The 20,731-nt window shown below is 68.3% G+C and carries 19 protein-coding genes; 12 read left to right on the forward strand and 7 right to left on the reverse strand.

Annotation, left to right across the window (positions count from 1 at the left end; all coding sequences use genetic code 11):
• Positions 1-64: 64 nt before the first annotated feature.
• Positions 65-973 carry a sterol desaturase family protein gene (locus tag ACT6S0_RS05390; protein ID WP_444762866.1) on the reverse strand — a complete coding sequence of 303 codons (909 nt, stop codon included), beginning with the start codon at positions 971-973 and terminating at the stop codon, positions 65-67.
• A 95-nt stretch (positions 974-1,068) separates the two neighbouring features.
• On the opposite strand from ACT6S0_RS05390, the gene ACT6S0_RS05395 reads away from it, so the two are divergent.
• The 3 genes from ACT6S0_RS05395 to ACT6S0_RS05405 all read left to right on the forward strand — a co-directional run bounded on the left by ACT6S0_RS05395 (position 1,069) and on the right by ACT6S0_RS05405 (position 4,461).
• Positions 1,069-2,055, forward strand: coding sequence for an AraC family transcriptional regulator (locus ACT6S0_RS05395; protein ID WP_444762867.1), 987 nt, complete (start codon positions 1,069-1,071; stop codon positions 2,053-2,055).
• Positions 2,052-3,035, forward strand: a complete 984-nt coding sequence (locus ACT6S0_RS05400; protein WP_444762868.1) for a DUF2804 domain-containing protein — start codon at positions 2,052-2,054, stop codon at positions 3,033-3,035. Before ACT6S0_RS05395 ends, ACT6S0_RS05400 begins: the two co-directional genes overlap by 4 nt.
• Before the next feature lie 100 nt (positions 3,036-3,135).
• On the forward strand, positions 3,136-4,461 hold the full coding sequence (locus tag ACT6S0_RS05405; RefSeq protein WP_444762869.1) for a GGDEF domain-containing protein: 1,326 nt from the start codon (positions 3,136-3,138) through the stop codon (positions 4,459-4,461).
• Between the two features lie 13 nt (positions 4,462-4,474).
• On the opposite strand, the gene clpB is transcribed toward ACT6S0_RS05405, so the two are convergent.
• The 3 genes from clpB to ACT6S0_RS05420 are packed head-to-tail and all read right to left on the reverse strand — an operon-like array spanning position 4,475 to position 7,969.
• Positions 4,475-7,066 carry an ATP-dependent chaperone ClpB gene (gene clpB / locus ACT6S0_RS05410; RefSeq protein WP_444762870.1) on the reverse strand — a complete coding sequence of 864 codons (2,592 nt, stop codon included), beginning with the start codon at positions 7,064-7,066 and terminating at the stop codon, positions 4,475-4,477.
• A gap of 58 nt (positions 7,067-7,124) precedes the next feature.
• Positions 7,125-7,490, reverse strand: a complete 366-nt coding sequence (gene crcB, locus ACT6S0_RS05415; protein WP_444762871.1) for a fluoride efflux transporter CrcB — start codon at positions 7,488-7,490, stop codon at positions 7,125-7,127.
• A complete protein-coding gene (locus ACT6S0_RS05420) occupies positions 7,487-7,969 on the reverse strand; it encodes a molybdenum cofactor biosynthesis protein MoaE (RefSeq protein ID WP_444762872.1) in 483 nt (160 codons plus the stop codon). The genes crcB and ACT6S0_RS05420 overlap by 4 nt, the downstream gene beginning before the upstream one ends.
• A gap of 102 nt (positions 7,970-8,071) precedes the next feature.
• Here ACT6S0_RS05420 and ACT6S0_RS05425 point away from each other — a divergent pair, with 102 nt between their 5' ends.
• From ACT6S0_RS05425 to ACT6S0_RS05465, 9 genes are all read left to right on the forward strand, one after another.
• Complete coding sequence (locus tag ACT6S0_RS05425) at positions 8,072-9,103, forward strand: SPFH domain-containing protein (RefSeq protein ID WP_444762873.1); 1,032 nt, start codon at positions 8,072-8,074, stop codon at positions 9,101-9,103.
• Complete coding sequence (locus tag ACT6S0_RS05430; protein WP_444762874.1) at positions 9,096-10,688, forward strand: DUF4178 domain-containing protein; 1,593 nt, start codon at positions 9,096-9,098, stop codon at positions 10,686-10,688. The genes ACT6S0_RS05425 and ACT6S0_RS05430 overlap by 8 nt, the downstream gene beginning before the upstream one ends.
• 9 nt (positions 10,689-10,697) lie before the next feature.
• On the forward strand, positions 10,698-10,919 hold the full coding sequence (locus tag ACT6S0_RS05435) for a DUF350 domain-containing protein (protein WP_444762875.1): 222 nt from the start codon (positions 10,698-10,700) through the stop codon (positions 10,917-10,919).
• A 103-nt stretch (positions 10,920-11,022) separates the two neighbouring features.
• Complete coding sequence (locus tag ACT6S0_RS05440) at positions 11,023-12,399, forward strand: M48 family metallopeptidase (RefSeq protein ID WP_444762876.1); 1,377 nt, start codon at positions 11,023-11,025, stop codon at positions 12,397-12,399.
• Between the two features lie 277 nt (positions 12,400-12,676).
• Positions 12,677-13,015 (forward strand): YciI family protein, encoded by a 339-nt coding sequence (locus ACT6S0_RS05445; RefSeq protein WP_444762877.1) that lies wholly within the window; start codon positions 12,677-12,679, stop codon positions 13,013-13,015.
• A 35-nt stretch (positions 13,016-13,050) separates the two neighbouring features.
• Positions 13,051-14,004, forward strand: a complete 954-nt coding sequence (locus ACT6S0_RS05450; protein WP_444762878.1) for a TolB family protein — start codon at positions 13,051-13,053, stop codon at positions 14,002-14,004.
• The gene (locus ACT6S0_RS05455) at positions 14,001-15,569 is read left to right on the forward strand and encodes a polyamine aminopropyltransferase (protein ID WP_444762879.1); all 1,569 of its coding nucleotides are present in this window, start codon (positions 14,001-14,003) and stop codon (positions 15,567-15,569) included. The genes ACT6S0_RS05450 and ACT6S0_RS05455 overlap by 4 nt, the downstream gene beginning before the upstream one ends.
• 8 nt (positions 15,570-15,577) lie before the next feature.
• Positions 15,578-15,898, forward strand: coding sequence for a hypothetical protein (locus ACT6S0_RS05460; RefSeq protein ID WP_444762880.1), 321 nt, complete (start codon positions 15,578-15,580; stop codon positions 15,896-15,898).
• 56 nt (positions 15,899-15,954) lie between these two features.
• A complete protein-coding gene (locus ACT6S0_RS05465) occupies positions 15,955-17,514 on the forward strand; it encodes a flavin monoamine oxidase family protein (RefSeq protein ID WP_444762881.1) in 1,560 nt (519 codons plus the stop codon).
• Positions 17,515-17,533: 19 nt separating this feature from the next.
• On the opposite strand, the gene ACT6S0_RS05470 is transcribed toward ACT6S0_RS05465, so the two are convergent.
• The 3 genes from ACT6S0_RS05470 to ACT6S0_RS05480 are packed head-to-tail and all read right to left on the reverse strand — an operon-like array spanning position 17,534 to position 20,729.
• Positions 17,534-18,337: a gamma-glutamyl-gamma-aminobutyrate hydrolase family protein gene (locus ACT6S0_RS05470; protein ID WP_444762882.1), complete on the reverse strand. Its 804-nt coding sequence runs from the start codon at positions 18,335-18,337 to the stop codon at positions 17,534-17,536.
• Positions 18,334-19,476, reverse strand: a complete 1,143-nt coding sequence (locus ACT6S0_RS05475) for a YbdK family carboxylate-amine ligase (RefSeq protein ID WP_444762883.1) — start codon at positions 19,474-19,476, stop codon at positions 18,334-18,336. Before ACT6S0_RS05475 ends, ACT6S0_RS05470 begins: the two co-directional genes overlap by 4 nt.
• Entirely contained in the window at positions 19,473-20,729 is a 1,257-nt protein-coding gene (locus tag ACT6S0_RS05480) for a cation:proton antiporter (protein ID WP_444762884.1), read from the reverse strand. The genes ACT6S0_RS05475 and ACT6S0_RS05480 overlap by 4 nt, the downstream gene beginning before the upstream one ends.
• Positions 20,730-20,731 lie beyond the last annotated feature (2 nt).

A 20,731-nucleotide genomic window follows, 5' to 3' on the forward strand; every position in this document is an offset into this window, starting at 1 on the left:
ACAAGGCGCCGGATGCCGAGGCGCTACAGCGACTGCAGCGCACCAACTGCCCCGCACGAGCAGGCTAGGAAGGGCGCTGGTTCCAGTGCCGCCGCCACTCCGGCGGCTTCCACAGGTGGGCCAGCCGCATGCCCCAGGTGGTTTCATGGCGCATGTCGTGGAACATCGCCCGCCATTCATGCGCGTTCAACCAGAACAGGTTGTGCGTGGGGAACGGATGCTCCAGGCCGTAGTCGACCGGCTCGCGTTCGGGCTCAAACGTGCCGAACAGCCGGTCGAAGACGATGAGCATGCCGCCGAAGTTCTTGTCGATGTACTGCGGGTTGCGGCCGTGGTGGGCGCGGTGGTGCGACGGCGTGTTGAAGATGAACTCGAACCACGCCGGCATCTTGTCGACCCACGTCGTGTGCACGAAGAACTGGTAGCCCAGGTTCAGCGACAGCGCAAACAGCACCCAGCGCGGCTCGAAGCCCAGCCACACGGCCGGCAGGTAGAACAGCCAGTTGCCGGCAACTGCGTAGAACCAGCTCTGGCGCAGCGCCGTGCCGAAGTTCATCTTCTCGGAGCCGTGGTGCACGACATGGGCGCACCAGAACCAGCGGATGCGGTGGCTGCCGCGGTGAAACCAGTAGTAGAGGAACTCGACGAGCAGGAACAGGCCGACGAAGCGCCAGACGGTGACGTCGATGGTGAACAGGCGGTGGTCGTAGACCCAGCCCATGGCCGGCAACACCAGTACGACGAGCAGCAGCAGGTCGGCCACCAGGTAGCTGCCGCCGCTGTTCAGGCTGTCGAAGCTGTCGCGGAAGTCGAAGACGCCGGTCTTGCGAAAACGCCAGGCCTCCATCGCGATGAAGACGCCGAAGAGCGGCGACAGCAGCACCAGCGTCAGGTCGCGCCAGTCGCCGTGCTGGTGGTAGAGGTCGAGCAGCCAGTCCATGGCCGTGATGTTGCTGCGAAAACGGCGCGGCATCTTGACGGCAAAACCCGAGTTTTTGACGGATCGCGACAAGCTCCGGGTCATCACCCAGCAGTGCGGCCGGGCGGCGGCGGCATCATCGGCGCCCCATGGATGACACCCGCGTCGCCGCCAGCTATGTCCAGTTGCTCTTCGAGCACATGGCCGCGCTGGGCTGCGCGCAGGCACTGGGCGAGCCGCCTGCGCCGACCGCGGCCTTTGTCGCGCTGCGGCGCTGGCAGGCGCTGCTGGAACATGCACGCGACCTGGACCCCGGCCCCAAATCCACCTTTGCGCTGCGCCTGGCGCGCGGCATCGCGCCGCGCCACTTCGGCGTGGTCGGCTTTGCGGCCCTGGCCTGCGGCACGCTGGGCGAGGCGCTGCAGCGGCTGGAGCGCTACCACCGCTCGGTCTATGACGTGAACATCGCCCAGGTGCGCCCCTGCGCCGAGGGCCTCTGCATCGAGTGGGGCGTGGAACGCGGCCGGCCCGGCGCGCTGGTGGACGAGACGGCCATCGCGGCGCTGGTGCAGCTGACGCGCGCGCTCACGGGCAAGCCGCTGCGTGCCCTGGCCGTCGATTTCGTCAACCCGCGCCCGGCCGACGTGCGGCCCTATGCAGACTTCTTCGGCGGCACGGTGCGCTTCGGCCAGCCCAGCACGCGCGTGATGCTGCGCGCGCAAGACCTGGACCTGCCCTTGCAAGGTGCCGATGCTGCGCTGCTGGCCCTGCTCGACGCGCAGGCTGAAGCGCTGCTGCAGGAGGTGGCCGCCGTCAGCGAGCCGGTCGGCATCTGGCGCCAGGCCCTGGTCGGCCTGATCCGCGCGGGTCGCACCCAACTGCCCGACCTGGCCCGCAGCCTGCAGATGAGCCCGCGCAGCCTGCAGCGGCGCCTGGCCGATCAGGGGCAAAGCTTCCAGGCCCTGCTGTCGCAGACCCGCCAGCAGTTGGCCGAGGCCTATCTGCGCGACGCAAACGTCGAACTCGCCGAGGTGGCGCTGCTGCTGGGCTATTCCGAACAAAGCGCTTTCACGCGCGCCTTCCGGCAATGGACCGGCCAGGCGCCGCTGCAGTGGCGCAGGCAGCATTCGCGATGAACCCGGCACCTGCATCCGTCCTCGTCAACGGCGCACCGGCCCACGGTCGCTACGCTGGCCGCATCGCCCGCATCGAGTGGTCAGGCCTGCAGCCGCGCCCGTCGTGGCTGTGGCGCCGGTTGCACCACAAGCGCTGGCACTACGTGGGGCTGGGCGACGCGCAGCTCTTCATCGGCGTGGCCATCGTCGATGTCGGCTGGGCCTGCAGCGCCTTCGCCTACCTGTTCGACCGCCGCCGCCGCAGGCTGCTGGCGGACTGGAGCCAGGACGGCCTGCCGGGCCTGCAGGCCGGCGTGGCAGAGGCGCCGCTGGCCGGTGCCAACAGCTGGTTCCTCGGGCCGGGCGCGCGGCTGTCGCTGCGCCATGAAGCGCCGGATCTGCTGCGCCTGCATGTCGCCACGCGGGCGCTGCGCCTGAACGCAGAACTCGGCCTGCAAGACATGGCGCCGCCGCTGCTCGCCATCGGCCCGATTGACGGCGGCATCGCGCACGCGACGCAGAAGACCAGCGCCCTGCCCGTGCGCGGCTGGGCCGAGGCCGATGGCCAGCGCTTTGTGCTCGACGGCGCCTGGGGCGCGGTCGACGCCTCCAGCGGCCTGCTGGCGCGCACCACCGCCTGGCGCTGGGCGAGCGCCCACGGGCCCGACGTGGGCTTCAACCTGCAGCAAGGCTATTTCGGCAACCAGGAGAATTTGCTGTGGCTGGACGGCCAGGCCATCGCCGTCGGTGCCGCGCGCTTCGACTTCGATGCTGACCGGCCGCTGTCGCCCTGGCATATCGCGACCGACGACGGCCGGGTCGACCTTGTCTTCACGCCAGAGGGCCTGCGGGCAGCCAACCGCAACCTCGGCTTTGCCGCCAGCCGCTACGTGCAGCCGGTCGGCAGCTTCACCGGCACCGTCAAGTCGGGGCCGCAGGCCCGTGTGCGGCCTGTACGCAGCCTGCTGGGCGTGACAGAGGACCACCACTCGCTGTGGTGAGGTCCTGGAGTCCTTGGATGTGCCCCCTGCCGTGATGAATGCCACACGCACCGTCTCGCGCCAGGCATAGAGTGCCCTTTGCAAAGAAAGATGCCTGCCTGTGCGCTACGAACTCAGCAACCCCAACCTCCTCATCGCCGGCATCGTGCTCACGCTGGCAGCTGTGGCCAGCGTCGAGTTCCTGCCCGCTCGAACCTTGGAGCTGACTGCTCCGGGCGTCGCCAGCGGTCCCTACCTGAACACCTCCGACGGCAACCAAGCCAACGCGGCCGTGAAATGGGTGAACGTCAAGGACACGCATTTGCGCTGCCACTACGGCACGGTCGCCGGCAACTATCTCGGTTGCGGCCTCACCTACGTGCTGACCGGCGCCGACGCCACCCGTGGCCGTGACCTGAGCCGTTTCGACAGCATCGAGCTGGACCTGACGTACAAGGGGCCCTCGGCAGCCGTGCGGGTCGCCCTGCGCAATTTCGATCCGCGCTTCTCCAAGGTGGAGGACAACAACAGCTCGCGCTTTCACTCCATCAACCTGAGGCCGCGCGACATCGAGCGCCCCGTGCAACTCGAGATGAGTGAGCTGACGGTGCCCGAGTGGTGGGTGGGCCAATACAACCTGGCGCGCGAATACAACCGGCCTGGCTTCGAAAACGCGACCGCGGTGTCCATTGACCTGCCCGTGGTCCAGGCCGGGGAGGAGCACGAGATCCAGCTGCGGCGTGTCACCCTCAAGGGCCACTGGGTCAGCCGGGACCAGGTCTACCTCGGTGTCCTTTGCGGCTGGATGTTTGGAGCCGTGCTGATGGTGCTCAACGGCTGGACCCAGCTGCGGCGCAGCCACCTGCGTCAGCAGCGCGAAATCGATGCGCTGACGGCCCGCACCCGGCAGCTGCGCGTGGAGCAGGAGAAGCTGCGCCGGCTTGCGACCATCGACGATCTGACCGGTGTGCTCAACCGACGCGGCCTGGAGCAGGCGCTGGAAGATTTCGAGGATTCAGCGCGGGGCATGACCCTGGTCATGCTGGACATCGACCATTTCAAGCACATCAACGACCGCTACGGGCATGACTGCGGCGACGAAGTGCTGCGGCGCGTTGCTGCGGTCGTCGCCGCGAACCTGCGGGCCTCCGATGTATTCGGCCGATGGGGCGGTGAGGAATTCCTGGTCGCCGGCCAGGGCACTCGCATCCGCGAGGCCACGCGCCTGGCGGAGAAGCTGTGCGACCGCGTCGCGCAGAGCGAGATCAGCGTGGCGGGCCATCGCATCAGCGTGACGGCCAGCTTCGGTGTGGCGCTGGCCCCGCCGGCGGGCTCGACGGCCGATGCCCTCAAGCGCGCCGACGAGGCCCTCTATCGCGCCAAGGAAGCGGGCCGCAATCGTGTCGAGATGGACAAGACGCTGGAAGGCACGCCGACCACCCTGTAGGCGGCCGCCGTGCTCAATGCACCACCCGCCCGAAATCGAACTCACCCCCGGCGACATTGACCGGGATCACATCCTTGGGCCCGAACTTGCCCTCCAGGATGAGCCGTGACAGCGGGTTCTCCACCCGCTGCTGGATGGCCCGCTTCAGCGGCCGCGCACCGAACACCGGGTCAAAGCCGACCTTGGCCAACTCGTCCAGCGCCGCCTCGCTGATATCCAGCTTCATCTCCATCTTCTCCAGCCGCGCTTCCAGCAGGCGCAGCTGGATGCGCGCGATGGACTTGATGTGGCCGGCGCCCAGCGCGTGGAAGATGACGGTCTCGTCAATGCGGTTCAGGAACTCGGGCCGGAAGTGCGCCTTGACCTCGCCCCACACGGCCTCGCGGATGACTTCGTCCTTCTCGCCCGAAAGCGCCATGATGTGCTGGGAGCCGAGGTTGGACGTCATCACGATGACCGTGTTCTTGAAGTCCACCGTGCGGCCCTGACCGTCGGTCAGGCGGCCATCGTCCAGCACCTGGAGTAGCACGTTGAACACGTCGGGGTGGGCCTTCTCGACCTCGTCGAGCAGCAGCACGGAGTAGGGCTTGCGGCGCACGGCTTCCGTCAGCGTGCCGCCTTCCTCGTAGCCGACATAGCCCGGCGGCGCGCCGATCAGGCGCGACACCGAGTGCTTCTCCATGAACTCGCTCATGTCGATGCGCACCATGTGGTCGTCGCTGTCGAACAGGAAGCCGGCCAGCGCCTTGCACAGCTCGGTCTTGCCGACGCCGGTGGGGCCAAGGAAGAGGAATGAGCCCAGCGGCCGGTTCGGGTCGCTCAAGCCCGCGCGTGAGCGGCGAATGGCGTCGGACACGGCCTGGATGGCCTCCTCCTGCCCGATGACGCGCTCGTGCAGCCGGCTTTCCATCTGCAGCAGCTTCTCGCGCTCGCCCTGCATCAGCTTGGAGACCGGGATGCCCGTAGCGCGCGCGACGACCTCGGCGATCTCCTCGGCACCGACCAGCGTGCGCAGCAGGCGCGGCTTGTTGGCCGCAAGGGCGCCGGCTTCCTTGTCCTGCGCCTCGCCCAGTTGCTTCTCGAGCTTGGGCAGGCGGTCGTACTGCAGCTCGGCCAGCTTGTTGAAGTCACCCTTGCGCTTGAGTTCCTCGATCTGCTGCTTGATGCGGTCGATCTCTTCCTTCACATGCGCCGAGCCCTGCGCCTGCGCCTTCTCGGCGGTCCAGATCACTTCCAGGTCGTTGTACTCGCGCTGCAGCTTCAGCAGCTCTTCCTCGATCAGCGCGAAACGCTTCTGCGAGCCCTCGTCCTTCTCGCGGCGCACAGCCTCGCGCTCGATCTTGAGCTGGATCATGCGGCGGTCCAGCCGGTCCATGACCTCGGGCTTGGAGTCGATCTCGATCTTGATCTTGGCCGCCGCCTCGTCGATCAGGTCGATGGCCTTGTCGGGCAGGAAGCGGTCGGTGATGTAGCGGTGGCTCAGCTCGGCCGCGGCAATGATGGCCGGGTCGGTGATCTCCACGCCGTGGTGCACCTCGTACTTTTCCTGCAGGCCGCGCAGGATGGCGATGGTGGCCTCCACCGTGGGCTCGTCGACCAGCACCTTCTGGAAGCGGCGCTCCAGCGCGGCGTCCTTCTCGACGTACTTGCGGTACTCGTCGAGCGTCGTCGCGCCGATGCAGTGCAGCTCGCCGCGTGCCAGCGCGGGCTTGAGCATATTGCCGGCGTCGATGGAGCCCTCCGTCTTGCCGGCGCCCACCATGGTGTGGATCTCGTCGATGAAGAGGATGGTCTGGCCGGCGTCCTGGCTGACTTCCTTGAGCACGCCCTTGAGCCTCTCCTCGAAGTCGCCGCGGTATTTGGCGCCGGCCAGCAGCAGGGCCATGTCCAGCACCAGCACGCGCTTGTTCTTGAGGGAATCAGGCACCTCGCCGTTGATGATGCGCTGGGCCAGGCCTTCGACGATGGCGGTCTTGCCGACCCCTGGCTCACCGATCAGCACGGGGTTGTTCTTGCTGCGGCGCTGCAGCACCTGGATGGCACGACGGATCTCCTCGTCGCGGCCGATGACCGGGTCCAGCTTGCCCAGGCGGGCGCGCTCGGTCAGGTCCAGGGTGTACTTCTTCAGCGCCTCGCGCTGGCCTTCGGCATCGGCGGAGTCGACGTTCTGGCCACCGCGCACGGCCTCGATGGCACCCTCCAGCGACTTGCGCGTCAGGCCATGGCCGCGCACGACGCCGGCCAGGTCGGTCTTGGCGTCGCTGAGCGCCAGCAGGAACATCTCGCTGGCGATGAACTGGTCGCCGCGCTTGCCGGCCTCCTTCTCGGCCGCCTGCAGCAGGCTGACGAGGTCGCGCCCGGCCTGCACCGTCTGGCCCGAGCCGCTGACCTGGGGCAGGCCGGCGATGAGGCCGTCCAGCGCGGTCTTGAGCCCCTGGACATTGACGCCGGCGCGCTGCAGCAGCGCGCGCGGGCCGTCGTCCTGGGCCAGCATGGCGGCCAGCACATGGGCGGGCTCGATGTAGGGGTTGTCGCGGGCCAGGGCCAGGCTCTGGGCCTCGCCCAGGGCTTCCTGGAATCGGGTGGTCAGCTTGTCGGCACGCATGGTGGGAATCCTCCGGTTACGGGCCAAGTGGGCGCCCGCGGGCGCTTTTCAAGTTGCGTCAGATCAAGCTTTGGACAAGCCTCATCCCCAACCACGCGGCAAAAATCGATCCCAGCACATGGGCGGCCGTGTGCGCTACGGCCATCCCGAAGTCACCCTGGCGCAGCAGGGCCAGCGACTCGCCCGAGAAAGCTGAAAACGTCGTCAGCCCGCCGAGGAAGCCGGTCACCAGCAGCAGCTTGAAGATCTCGTTGGGCTGCCGACCCAACCACTCCAGCGCCATGCCGATCAACAGGCCGCCCACCACGTTGACAAGCAGCGTGCCGAACGGAAAGCTCATCCAGCGGCCGTTGAACAGCACACCGGCCTGCCAGCGCGTGAGCGCACCCAATGCGGCACCCACGGCAACGGCGGCCGCATTCAAGAGGCGTTCCCCGTCGCGATGCCCCAGCGCGCCAGCGCCTCGTCATCCGCCACCCGCGCGTCCACCCAGTGCGCGCCGTTGGGCGTGTGCTCCTTCTTCCAGAACGGCGCCTGCGTCTTCAGGTAATCCATCAGGAACTCGCAGGCCTGGAAAGCCTGGCCGCGGTGGGCGCTGGTCACCAGCACCAACACGATCTGGTCGCGCGCCTGCAGGGGTCCCACGCGATGGATGACCTTGGCCGCGCGGATGTCGAAGCGGGCCAGCGCCTGGTCGACCATGGCCTCGATGGCCGCCTCGGTCATGCCGGGGTAGTGCTCCAGCTCCATGGCTGAGACGGCCGCGCTGCTGCTGTGCTCGCGGACCGTACCGACAAACGCGACAACCGCGCCGACCCCGCCATCCGCAATTCGCAGGGCGGCCGCTTCAAGGCCGAGATCAAAGTCTTCCGACTGGATGCAAACTCTGGGCATGGCCGGCATTCTCACCCTGGTGCGCGGTGAGATTCACATGTTTGAGCGTGGAACGCACGGCGCGTCGCCGGATACTCGCCCCTCACTCATCTCACGTAGCCAGGAACCAATATGGCCCTGATGGATTTCATCAAGAAGCAGTTCATAGACGTCATCCAGTGGACGGAGGATGGCGACGGCACGCTGGCCTGGCGCTTCCCGATGTCGGGCATGGAAATCCAGAACGGCGCGCAACTGGTGGTGCGCGAATCGCAGGTCGCGGTCTTCGTCAACGAAGGCCAGGTCGCCGACGTCTTCGGGCCCGGCACGCACAAGCTGACGACACAGACGCTGCCGGTGCTGACCTATCTGAAGAACTGGGACAAGCTGTTCGAGTCGCCCTTCAAGAGCGATGTCTACTACTTCAGCACCCGCCAGCAGATCGACCAGCGCTGGGGCACGAGTCAACCCATTTCCATCCGCGACAAGGACTTCGGCGCCGTGCGCCTGCGGGCTTTTGGCAACTACGCCTACCGCATCCAGGACCCGAAGAGCTTCCACAGCCAGATCTCCGGCACCCGCGAGCGCTACACGACGCAGGAGCTGGAAGGCCAGCTGCGCGGCCTGATGCTGCAGCACATCAGCGATGCGGTGGCCGGCAGCGGCACACCCTTCCTCGACCTGGCGGCCAACCAGATCGAGTTCGCCGCCGCGTTGAAGGAGGCCACCGCACCGTCCTTCGCGGCGCTCGGCCTGGAACTGCTGTCGGTGACGATGCAGAACGTGTCCCTGCCCGAGGAGCTGCAGAAGATCCTCGACCAGCGCATCGGCATGGGCATCATTGGCCAGAACATGGGCCAGTTCATGCAGTACCAGGCCGCGCAGGCGTTGCCAGAGATGGCCAAGGGCGGCGGCGGTGGCGGCAGCGGCATCGCTGGCGAGGCCATCGGCCTGGGCGCGGGTGTCGCTTTGGGCCAGACGCTGGCCCAGACCTTGAGCCAGGGCCTGGCCGGCGTCGGTACAGCCGCACCCGCGCCGGCGGCCAGCAAGCCCGAGGACATCGTCTCGCTGCTTGAAAAGCTCGGCGACCTCAAGGCCAAGGGCATCCTGACCGACGAGGAATTCGCCGCCAAAAAAGCGGACCTCCTGAAGAAACTTGGCTGACCAGGCGCCGGCCGCGCAACGCCGCTGGCGTGCGGCCTGCCCCAACTGCGGCGCACCCGTCGAGTTCGCCAGCGCGGCCTCTGCCAGCGCGGTCTGCAGCTTTTGCCGCAGCACCCTGCTGCGCGATGGCGACACGCTGAGCCGCATCGGCCAGAGCGCCGAAATCTTCGAGGACTATTCACCGCTGCAGCTCGGCGCGACGGGCCGCTGGATGGGCAGCGGCTTCGCAGTGGTCGGCCGCGTGCAGCGCGCCGCCGAGCTGGGCACCTGGAACGAATGGCATCTGCTGTTCGACGCCGGGCCTGACACACCGCGCGTGGCCTGGCTCAGCGAGGACAACGGCCGCTTCGTCCTCAGCCTGGAAGCCCCGCTCGACGAAGCGCCCCCGCCCCAACCCGATGTCGGCCAACCGCTGACGCTGGCGGGGCAGCGCTGGCAGGTGGCCGCCGTCATCGAGGCGACCGTGCGCGCCGCCGAGGGCGAACTGCCCCGCGTGCCGCAGGACGGCGGCATCGTCGAATTGCGCAATGAGCGTGACGAAGTCGGTTCGCTGGAATACCGCCAGGACCTGTCCTTCGTCTGGTCCCTGGGCCGCGCCGTGCAGCTGGCCGACCTTGCGCTGCAAGGACTGCGCGCCACCGCAGAAGGCGAGTCCATCGCCGAGGCCAAGTTCAAGGGCCGGGCCATCGGCTGCCCCAACTGCGGCTCGCCGCTGGAACCCAGGCTCTCGCAAACCAGGAGCATGGTCTGCGGCCAGTGCGAGGCACTGGTCGACCTACCGGAAGGCGATGCCAAGGCGCTGGGTTTCACGGTGCAAAGCCCTGACACGCCGCCGGTGATCCCGTTGGGCCGCACCGGCACACTGGCGCTGGCGGGAGAAGAGCCGCAGAGCTGGACTGTCGTCGGCTACCTGGAGCGCTGTGACCTTCCTGAAGACGCCGAGGAAGACCAGAGCTTCTGGCGCGAATACCTGCTGTTCAACCGCCTGGCCGGATTCGCCTTCCTCGTCGACACCAACGAAGGCTGGAGTCTGGTCAGCACACTCACCGGGGCGCCCACGCCCTCGCGCGACGGCGCGACCTGGCAGGGCCGGGCCTATGCCAAGCGCTGGACCTACGAGGCCAAGACCACCCATGTGCTGGGCGAGTTCTATTGGCCGGTGCGCCTGGACGACCGCGTCGAAGTGACCGACTACGCCAGCCCGGACGGCCAGTACCTGCTCAGCCGCGAGAAGCAGGGGCCCGAAGTCGCCTGGAGCGGCGGCCAGACCCTGGCCGCGGCCACCGTGCAAAGTGCCTTCGGCCTGTCCGCGTCGGCGGCTCAGTTCACGCGTGACGCCTCGGCCTTCAAGAGTAGCGGCGGCAACCTGCTGCGCAATATCGTCGTTGGCCTATTCCTCATCGTGCTGCTGTTCTCCATGCTGCGGGCCTGCTCCAGCGACGACTGCCAGCAGTACAAGAACAGCTTTGGCGAGAACAGTAACGAATACCGCCAGTGCCGCGCCAACGCGCGCGGCGCTGGCGCCTACATCCCCAGTGGTGGCAGCTACGGTGGCTACAGCAGCAGTGGCGGCAGCCACAAATAGGAGAACGACATGACCTTAGATTGGCTCAAGCCCGAAATCATCCTCGGCACGACGATGTATGCCGTCATCGGCGTGGCCATCTTCTGGGCCTGCTTCGTCATCGTCGACAAGCTCACGCCCTTCAAGCTGTGGGAGGAGATCGTCGAGCACAAGAACGTCGCCCTCGCCATCGTGGTGGGGGCGATGTGCATCTCCATCGGCAACATCGTTGCAGCCGCCATCCATGGCTGAAATCGCCGGCTGAAGCGGCCGGATCTGCAGCTCGTCGCCATCCAGGTGACCGCAGCCGCCGGCTGAGCACAATCGCGCGCTTCTCAGACCCACCGCGCACAACATGAAACTTCTGCTGGCCCGCGCCGCGGCGATTGCCGCGATTGCCGCCCTCGCTTTGCCCCTTGCCTTGCCGGCCCAGGCGCAACCCGCCCAACCCGCCCCACCCGCATCGGCACCCACCAACCAGTCCGCCAAGGCCGACGCGATTGCGAAAGCCTCGGGCTTCACGATCCGCCCGGTCGACGATGCCTGGCGCGCCGCCCTGCCCCGTGACGCCAAGCTGGCCACTCAGGCCTATCTCGACCGCTTGCCTGCCGAGGTGCAGGCCAAGTCCGACGCCTACTACACCGGCGGCTACTGGCTGATTCTTTGGGAGCTGCTGTTCGGCCTCGCCGTCGCGGCCATCCTCATGCGCGGCCGGCGGGCGGCACGCCTGCGTGACTGGGCCCAGCGCGTCGGCCGGGGGCCCATGCGGCGCGACATGATGTTCGGCGCCGCCTACGTGCTGGCCTCGGCCGTGCTGACCCTGCCGCTGGCCATCTACAGCGGCTGGTGGCGTGAGCAGGCCTATGGCATGTCGACGCAGACCTTCCTCGCCTGGCTGGGCGACGCGGCGCTCTCCCATGCCATCGACATGCTGATGATGGGCATCGTCGTCGCCGGGCTCTATGCCGTGATCCGCCGCGCCGGCGAACGCTGGTGGATCTGGGGCACAGGCGGCAGCATCGCCGCGCTCATCGTGCTGGTCGCCCTCTCGCCCGTCCTCATCCAGCCCCTGTTCAACACCTACAAGCCGGTCGAGGACGGCCCGGTCAAGACGGCCGTGCTGCAGATGGCCCATGCCAACGGCGTGCCCGTGGACAACGTCTATACCTTTGATGCTTCACGGCAGACGACGCGCATCAGCGCCAATGTGTCGGGCCTGTTCGGCACGGCGGCCGTGCGACTCAACGACAACCTGCTGCGCCGCACCTCCGAGCCGGAGATCCGCGCCGTCATGAGCCATGAGCTCGGGCACTATGTGATGAACCACATGGCCAAGAACATCGCGCTGCTGACGCCACTGATCTTTGTCGGCTTCGCCGTCGTGGCCTGGGCCATGAAGCGCCTGCTCGCACGCTTTGCCGGTGCCACCGGCGTGAGCCGCATCGACGACGTGGCCGGCCTGCCGATGCTGGTCGCCGTGCTGTCGGTTTTCTTCACGCTCGCCACCCCGATCAACCACAGCATCACCCGGCTGCAGGAGATCGAGGCCGACCGCTTCGGCCTGAACCTGTCGCGCGAACCGCATGGCTTTGCCGAGGCGCAGCTGCGGCTGGTGGAATACCGCAAGGCCGACCCGGGCCCGGTGGAAGAATTCATCTTTTTCCACCACCCCAGCACCCGCCACCGCATTCACGATGCGATGCGCTGGCGCGAGGCGATGGGCACGCCCTGAGATGAAACTGCCCCTCGCCCAACCTCGCGTCGCTGAACGCGAGCGAGTCTGGTCGGTCTTGCAGACCGCGCTGCGGCAGTGCCGCAGCTCTTCGGCAGGCGCATCGCGCCCACTGGGCGCAATGTGTCCGGCCTCAGCCCCCGAGGGGACGGCGATGCTCGCGGGGCGTGCCCCGCTCGCACATCGCCAGACGGGCCGGCTTGGGAGCGGCCCGGCGCTCGGCCCGAATACGGTTTCATGCGTCGCGGGTGCCGCGAATGCGGAATGGATAACTGACATGAACGACTTCGCCGCGCTGACCACCAATGCCCACGAGGACTGGACGCTGTTCGCCATCCGCTTCCACGACAAGCCCGGCGCCGGTGAGCTGCGCCGCGAGCTGCTGCAGGCCCATCTCGAATGGGTGGCCGCCCAGGGCGATGCGATCAGGGTCGCGGGTTCGCTGCGCGAGTTACCCGAGGCGACGCCGGTGGGCGCGCTGTGGGTCGTGCGCGCGCCAACCAAGGCCGCCGTCGAGGCGCTGATCGCCACCGACCCCTTCACGACCGGCGGCCTGCGTGCCGGCTGGGACATCTTCTATTGGAGCAAGGCGCTGCCTCAGCCGGTGAGCTTCTAGACTCGCGGTCCGCTGAAAGACTGCACAGGCCAGCCATGACCCTCTCCGTCCGCCGCCTCGCTGCGGCCCTGCTCCTCGCCATCGCCGGCACCGCCTCTGCCGCCGACGCGCCACCCGATGTCGCCGTCTTCGTCGCCCGGCTCGACGTGTCCGCCGGCAAGGTCAGCGACGCCCGCAACATCACGCCGGGCAAGGGCAACAACTTCCAGCCGGCCTTCACGCATGACGGCTCGGCCGTGGTTTACACCTCGGGCCGCACCGGTTCCAACAACATCTACCGCCACGACCTCGCCAAGGGCACGACGACGGCCGTCACGGCGACGACCGAGAACCTCTATTCGCCCACGCCGCTGGCCGACGGCAGCGGCTTCTCGGCCATCCGCGTTCTCACCGCAGACCCCGCCTATGGCATCGAGATGAACGAGCCCTCGCTGTGGCTGTTCGGCTGGGACGGCAAGCCGGTTGCACCGGTCGTGCCGACCAAGCGCATCGGCTATCACGCCTGGGTCGGCCCCGACCTCATCGCCGCCTTCCTCGTCGACGACGTGCCGCAGCGCAACGACCACCGGGCCGTGCTCATCTCGCGCACCACCGGCCAGCAGACGCTGCTGACCGCCAAGCCCGGCCGCGCGCTGGGCCGCATGCCCGATGGCAAGCGTGCCATCTTCGTCGACCAGACCGACCCCAAGCGCTGGGTCATCGCCACGCAGGGCATCGACGACGCCAATCCGCAGTTGCTGGTCGAGACACCGCCGCTGCCCGAGGGTGAGCCGGCCGCCAACCGCAGCCAGTACTTCGTCCGGCTCCCCGACGGCTCCATGCTGATGGCCCGCGGCCATCAGCTGCTGCGCTGGGATGGCAAGCCGGCCGGCGGCTTCCAGCCTTTCGCCGACCTGCCGGAGCTGGGCGGCGCCATTCGCAACATCGCTGCCAGCGCCGATGGCAGGCGCCTGGCCTTCTCGGTGCTGCGCGCCCCGTCCAAGCCTTGACGCCGCCAGCCGTTCACGCCGACCCGCCCAGCCGCGCCTCGCTGGCCGAGCTGCTGCTGCTCGCCAGCGTCTTCGTCATCGCCGCCTGCGGCCTGGTCTACGAGCTGGCGGCCGGGGCGTTGGCGAGCTATCTGCTCGGCGATTCGGTGCTGCAGTTCTCCACCATCATTGGCGTCTACCTGTTCGCGATGGGGCTGGGCTCCTGGCTGTCCCGCTTCGTCGAGCGCCAGCTCATCGGCGTCTTCCTGCAGGTGGAGCTGCTCGTGGGCGTCGTCGGTGGACTGATGCCAGCCGGACTGTTCATCGTGCACAGCCTGCTGCCGCCCGGCACAGGCACGTCCTTTCGGGTGCTGCTCTACGCGCTGGTGCTGCTGGTGGGCACGCTGGTGGGCCTGGAGATCCCGCTGGTCATGCGCATCCTGAAGCGCCACTTCAGCGCGCGCTATGGCCTGAAGGACCTGGTCTCGCAGGTGCTGACCTTCGACTACCTCGGCGCCCTGCTCGTGGCCCTGGCCTTCCCGCTCGTGCTGGTGCCGCACCTGGGCCTGGTGCGCACCGGCATCGCCTTCGGCCTGTTGAACGTGGTGGTCGCGGTGTGGGCGCTGTGGCTGTTTCGCGCCGAGCTGCGCGCCCTGCGCGCCCACGTGGCGGCGGCGGTCTTGTCGGGCGTGCTGCTGCTGGCGGCCCTGCTGGGCGCCGAGCAGCTGACCACCTGGGCCGAGGACCGCTTCTATGGCGAGGACATCGTCTTCAAGCAAAGCAGCGACTACCAGCGCATCGTCGTCACCGAAAGCCGCGCCGGCACGCGCCTGTTCCTGAACGGCAACCTGCAGTTCCACTCCAGGGACGAGTACCGTTATCACGAGGCCCTCGTGCAGCCCGCGATGGCGGCGCACGGGGCGCCCAGGCGCGTGCTGGTGCTGGGCGGCGGTGACGGCATGGCCGTGCGCGAGGTGCTGCGCCATGCCAGCGTCGAGCAGGTGACGCTGGTGGAGCTGGACCCGCTGATGACCACGCTGTTCCGCGACAACGCCAAGCTTGCCGCCCTCAACGACCGCGCCCTCGCCAGCCCGAAGCTGCGCATCGTCAACACCGACGCCTTTGGCTGGCTGGAGCAGCAGACCGAGACCTTCGACGTCATCGTCATCGACTTCCCCGACCCGTCCAACTTCTCGCTCGGCAAGCTCTACACGGCCAGCTTCTATGAGCTGATCGACCAGCACCTGAGCGCGGGCGGTTACGCGGTCGTGCAGACCACCTCGCCGCTGATCGCCAGGCGCAGCTTCTGGACCGTCGTGACCACCATCGAGTCCACCGGCCTGCGGACCACGCCCTACCACGCCCATGTGCCGAGCTTTGGCGAATGGGGCTTTGTCATCGCCTCGCGCCGGCCGTTCCGGCTGCCGACCGCCTTCCCGCCGGGGATGCGCTTCATCACGCCGACGAGCCTGCCGCCGCTGCTGGACTTTCCGCCCGACATGGCGCGCGTGCCGGCCGAGGTCAATCGGCTCAGCAATCAGATCCTGGTGCAGACCTTCGAAGAGGAATGGGGTCAGGCGCATTGAGCGCGGGAATGCCGCTTGCTGGCGGCTGGCATCGCCGGCCGATGGTGCCGGTGCTGGAGCCGCCCATGCAGACCAAGACTTCCTCCGACCTGGACCAGGCCGAGGTGCCGACGACACCCGCCGAAACCGATGCTTCCGACATCGACAGCGTCTACCAGAACCTGGTCAGCGGCGTCGGCCACGAGCATGTGACCGACGACAACGTCGAAGAGCTGATCCGCCGCGCCGACGCCGACAGGCACCCGGTGCTGGCCGCCGAACTGCGCGAATGGCGCTCGGCCACCGGTCCAGACGCCAACATCGACCTCGACCCGGCCCACCGCGCCTAGAAGGGTGGGCGGCAAGGCCTGCTGCTAACCTGCGCGCCTTGCGCCAACCGACCGCCTTGAGCCCAACTTCCCCCGCCCGACGCGCGCTGCTGATCAGCCTGCTGGCCAGCGCTTGCTCCAAGGAGGCGCCGGCCCTGCAGGGCGGCTGGGTGGGCACCCACCCCGAGCGCGGCCACCGGCTGCGCAGCCCGTTGCCGGTGGCGGGCGGCCCGCTACGCAAAGCCAACGTCGTCATCGTCGGCGCCGGCATCGCAGGCCTGGCCTGTGCGCGCGAGCTGACCCGGCGCGGCGTCTACGATATCGCGCTGCTCGAACTCGAAGACCAGCCCGGCGGCAACAGCCGCAGCCATGTGCTCGCCGGCTCCCCCTGCCCGCTCGGCGCCCACTACCTGCCCCTGCCCGGGCCACAGGCGGGCGAGGTCTACCAACTGCTCGAGGAGCTCGGCCTCGTGCGTCAGCAACTGGGCCGCGCCGTGTGGGACGAGCGGCACCTGTGCCACAGCCCGCAGGAACGGCTGTTCATCGACGGCGAGTGGCGCGACAGCCTGCTGCCGCCGAGCGACTCCGCCAGCACCCTGGCCCAGTACCGGCGCTTTGCCGAGCTGGTGGCTGAGGCGCAGCGGGATCTCGGCTTTGCGATGCCCAGCCACCGCGCCCGCTGGGGCGTGGGCCACGCCGCGCTCGACGCGCAGACCTTCGCCACCTGGCTGGATGCTCGGCAGCTCACCGCACCGCGCTTGCGCTGGTACCTCGACTATTGCTGCCGGGATGACTACGGCGCGCCTGCCGCCGAGGTCTCGGCCTGGGCCGGCCTGCACTATTTCGCGAGCCGGCATGGCTTTCATGCGCCGGGCGACGAGACGGCCGAGCGTGAGCCGGTGCTGACCTGGCCCGAAGGCAACGGCTGGCTCAGTGACAGGCTCGCCGCGCCGCTGCGCGACCGCATCGCCAGCGGCCGTGTCGTGCTGCGCGCCACCGAGTCGCGTCGGGGCATCGAGCTGCTGGTCTGGGACGAAGCCCGCGGCACCCCCGAGCGCTGGCAGGCCCGCCGGGTCGTCTTCGCCCTGCCCCTGTTCATCGCCGCACGGCTGATCGAACACCCGGCCCTGCGTGCCGCTGCCGCGGCGATGCAGTACGCCCCCTGGCTGACCGCCAACATGGCGCTGCGTGCGCCGCTGCTGGACCGCCCGGGCGCGCCGCTGGCCTGGGACAACGTCAGCTACGGGCAGGATGGCCTGGGCTATATCAACGACCGCCACCAGACGCTCGACCCAACACCCCAGTCGCCGCGGCTCACGGCCTACCTCGCGCTGCCGCGATCACGGCGGGGCGAGCTGCTCGCTCAGCACTGGCAGCACTGGGCACAGGTCGTCGTGCGCGAGCTTTCGACCACCCACCCCGATCTGGCCGGCAAGCTCGAGCGCATGGAGCTGTGTCGGTTCGGGCATGCGATGAGCATTCCGGTGCCTGGGGTGCGCGGCCAGACGGCGTTGACGGCATTGCGGCATGGCGCGGGCCGCATTGCGTTTGCGCATGCGGACCTCGCGGGTTATTCGGTGTTTGAGGAGGCCTACACCGCGGGGGTCGATGCAGCGCTGGCGATCATGCGGCCCTGAGAGGGACAGGCCTGGGCGCTCAGCCGCTGCGCCGCACCTGCGCGGCGCGCGCGGCGGCGAGAAAGCCGTCGAGCAGCGGTTCACCGCTGAGCAGCCCCGGGTTGACCGAGTGGAACTCCGGATGCCACTGCACACCGGCCACGAAACCGGAGCCGCTGGCGCGGATGGCCTCGACGATGCCGTCCTCGGCGGAGCGCGCCTCGACCCGCAGATCGGCGCCGAGCCGGTCGACGGCCTGGTGGTGGATGCTGGTCACGCAGCCGCCCTCGCGCTCCGCGTACAGCTCGGCCAGCTTGGAGCCCGGCTCGAACACGACCATGTGGCTGTGCTGGTCGTAGAGCTCCGCGTCGACATGGTTGTTGGCGCCCTCCCGCTGGGTGGCGATGTCCTGGTAGAGCGTGCCGCCAAAGGCCACGTTGAGCAACTGGCAACCCCGGCAGATGCCGAGCACCGGCTTGCCCTGCGCCAGAAAGCCTTCGAGCAGCTCCATCTCGTAGCGGTCGCGCACGATGTCGCCGCCCCACTCGGGCTGCAGCGGCTGCTGGCCGTAACTGGTCGGGCTGACATCGGCACCGCCCTGCATGACCAGGCCGTCGAGTACGTCGACGTAATGCCGCACCGAGACGCGGCGCCGCTCGACCTCGGCATCAAAGCCCAGCGTCGGCAACATCAACACCATCGCGCCGTGGCCCATGATCCAGTGCGCCGCCGCCTGCTCAAGGTATTGCAGCGTCTTGTTGCGAAACCCGAGCTCCAGCGGCGGCTTGTGCATCAGCCGCGCCGACATGCCGATCTTCAGCGGCGCAAGCCCCGCTTCACTCATGGGCTGTCGCCCGCCCAGCGCCGGCACTGCCGGCGCACGACTTCGGGCAGCAGTTGCTCGCGCCCGTGCACGCCACGCAGCCAGCTCGCGTCGTTGCCAACGCCGGCAAGTTCCTTGCGCAAATAGCTCAGCGCATCCTCGGCACCGAGTTCCATCGCGTGGATCTCCAGCGTCTGGAAGCTGGCCTCGATGTCGTCGCGCAGGCAACGGTGCTCGCCGGTCGACGGGTCAACGAACGTGCCATCAAGCCCGAAGCGGCAGGCCTGGAACCGGTTGAAGGTGTAGGGCAGGTAGTCATCCTCGTGCGGCTCGAACGGCTTCTCGATGCGCAGCCAGCGTGCCAGGCACTGGATGTAGCCGGCCAGCGCCGCGGCCTTCTCGATCGTCAATGGGGTATCGAGCACCCGCACTTCGATCGTGCCGTACTCGGGCTTGGGCCGGATGTCCCAGTAGAAGTCCTTCATGCTCTTGACCACCCCGGTACGCGTCATCTTGTCGAAGTAGATGAGGAAATCATCCCAACGGTTGACGAAGGGCGCGCGGCCCGAAAGCGGGAAGGCGAATACCGCATTGACCCGCGCTGAATGAAAGCCGGTGTCCGTGCCCTGCACGAAGGGCGAGGACGCCGACAGAGCGATCAGGTGCGGAATGAAGCGCGACAACCCGTGCAGCAGTACCAGCGCCTGGTCCGGCCCGGTGCAGCCGATGTGCACATGCTGGCCGAAGATGGTGAACTGCTTGGACAGGTAGCCGTACAGCGTCGCCACCTCGTGGAAACGCGGCGTGTCGAAAATGCGCCGCTGGCTCCAGTCCTGGAAGGCATGCGTGCCGCCGCCGCACAGGCCGACGTTCAGCTGCGCCGCGCAGGCCACCAGCGCATCGCGCGTCTCGGTCAGCTGGGACAGCACCTGCTTGTGGTTGTCGCAGACACCGGTGCACAGCTCGATCATGCTTTCGGTGATCTCCGGCGTGACGTTGCCGGGCAACTTGTACTTGCCCATCAGGCGCAGCAGGTCCTTGGAGGCCGGCGTGAGGTCGTAATCGTGACGGTTGACGATCTGCAGCTCCAGCTCGACGCCCAGCGTCAGCGAGCGCGAATCGGCGAACCGTTCCAGCGAGGGTCCACGGCTGATCGTCATACGGTGTGCTCCGAAGCCCGCTTGGGTTGAGAGGCTGGCCCGTTCACGGGGTGGTACTCACCGGCCAGCCGCAGGCCGCCCTGCACCAGCACCGGTCCCAGCAATGCCATCACGGCCAGCATCGCCAGCATCACCGGCACCAGCGGCGCGGCGATCGCCGGGTGGGTGGCCTGCAAATCGGCCAGCAGAACCAGCGAGGTGGCAGAGACCGGCGCCAGGCTCATGGCCAGCGCCAGGCCCTGGCGTGTCTCGATGCCACTGACCCGCGCCAGGCCCACCAGCACCAGGCTTTTCGTCAGCACGCGCACGCCCAGCAGCAGCAGAGCGCCGACGATGCCCACCGTCAACGCCTCGACGGACCAGGCGGCACCGACGATCACGAACAACACCAGCACCAGCACGCCACCGGCCGTGCCGAAGTGGCGTGGCCAGATGCAGGGTCGATCACTCGCGTTGCGCAGCATCACGCCAGCCAACAGCGGCACCAGCAGGGTGGACAGGGCGAGCAGCCGCGCGGCCGTCAGCGCCAGCAACACCAGGCCCAGCAACAGCAGCACGGCGTTCTCCTCCTTGAGATTGAAACGCCTCAGCACCCAGCCGACCGCAGACGCCAGCAGCCCCGCGACCAGCACCGAGCCGAAGAAGGTGTAGCCCGGCTGGGCCACACCCGCGACCCAGTCACTGCGCTGGTCCACATGCAGCCAGCCGATCACCAGCTTGAGCAGCAGCACGGCGTAGAGCGTGTTCAACGCACTCAGCACGATGGCCCGCTCGGTCACCTGGCCGGCGGTCTTGAGCTCGGTCGTCACCCGGGCGATGACCGCGCCGGCCGACGCACCGAACAAGACCGCACCGGCCATCGCCAGTTGGGCCTCCAGGCCATACCAACGCAGTGCCGCAAAGGCCGCGCCGAAGGTCAGCAGAGACTCGGCCGCACTGGTCAAAAGCAATGCCGGGTTGACGCGCAACCAGCGCAGGCTGACGCGGCTGCCCAGCTCGAACAGCAGCAAGGCCATGGCGAGGTCGACGATCAGCCGGTCGGTGCCGCGCAACTGGCCGTCGCCGAGGCCACGACCCAGTGCGGCCACCACCATGCCGGCGGCGCTGTAGCCGACGATGCGCGGCAGGCCCAGCACGCGGAACACCGCGCCACCCAGCAGGGCCCCGGCCACCATCGTCAGGGCGAGCCAGAACAGCAGGTCCGGCTGCGGCGGCCAACGTTCGAGACCCAGATAGTCGGCTATGCCGTGCATGT

Origin of the sequence: Roseateles sp. (assembly GCF_052436255.1) — a bacterium.
Classification (GTDB): domain Bacteria; phylum Pseudomonadota; class Gammaproteobacteria; order Burkholderiales; family Burkholderiaceae_C; genus Pelomonas.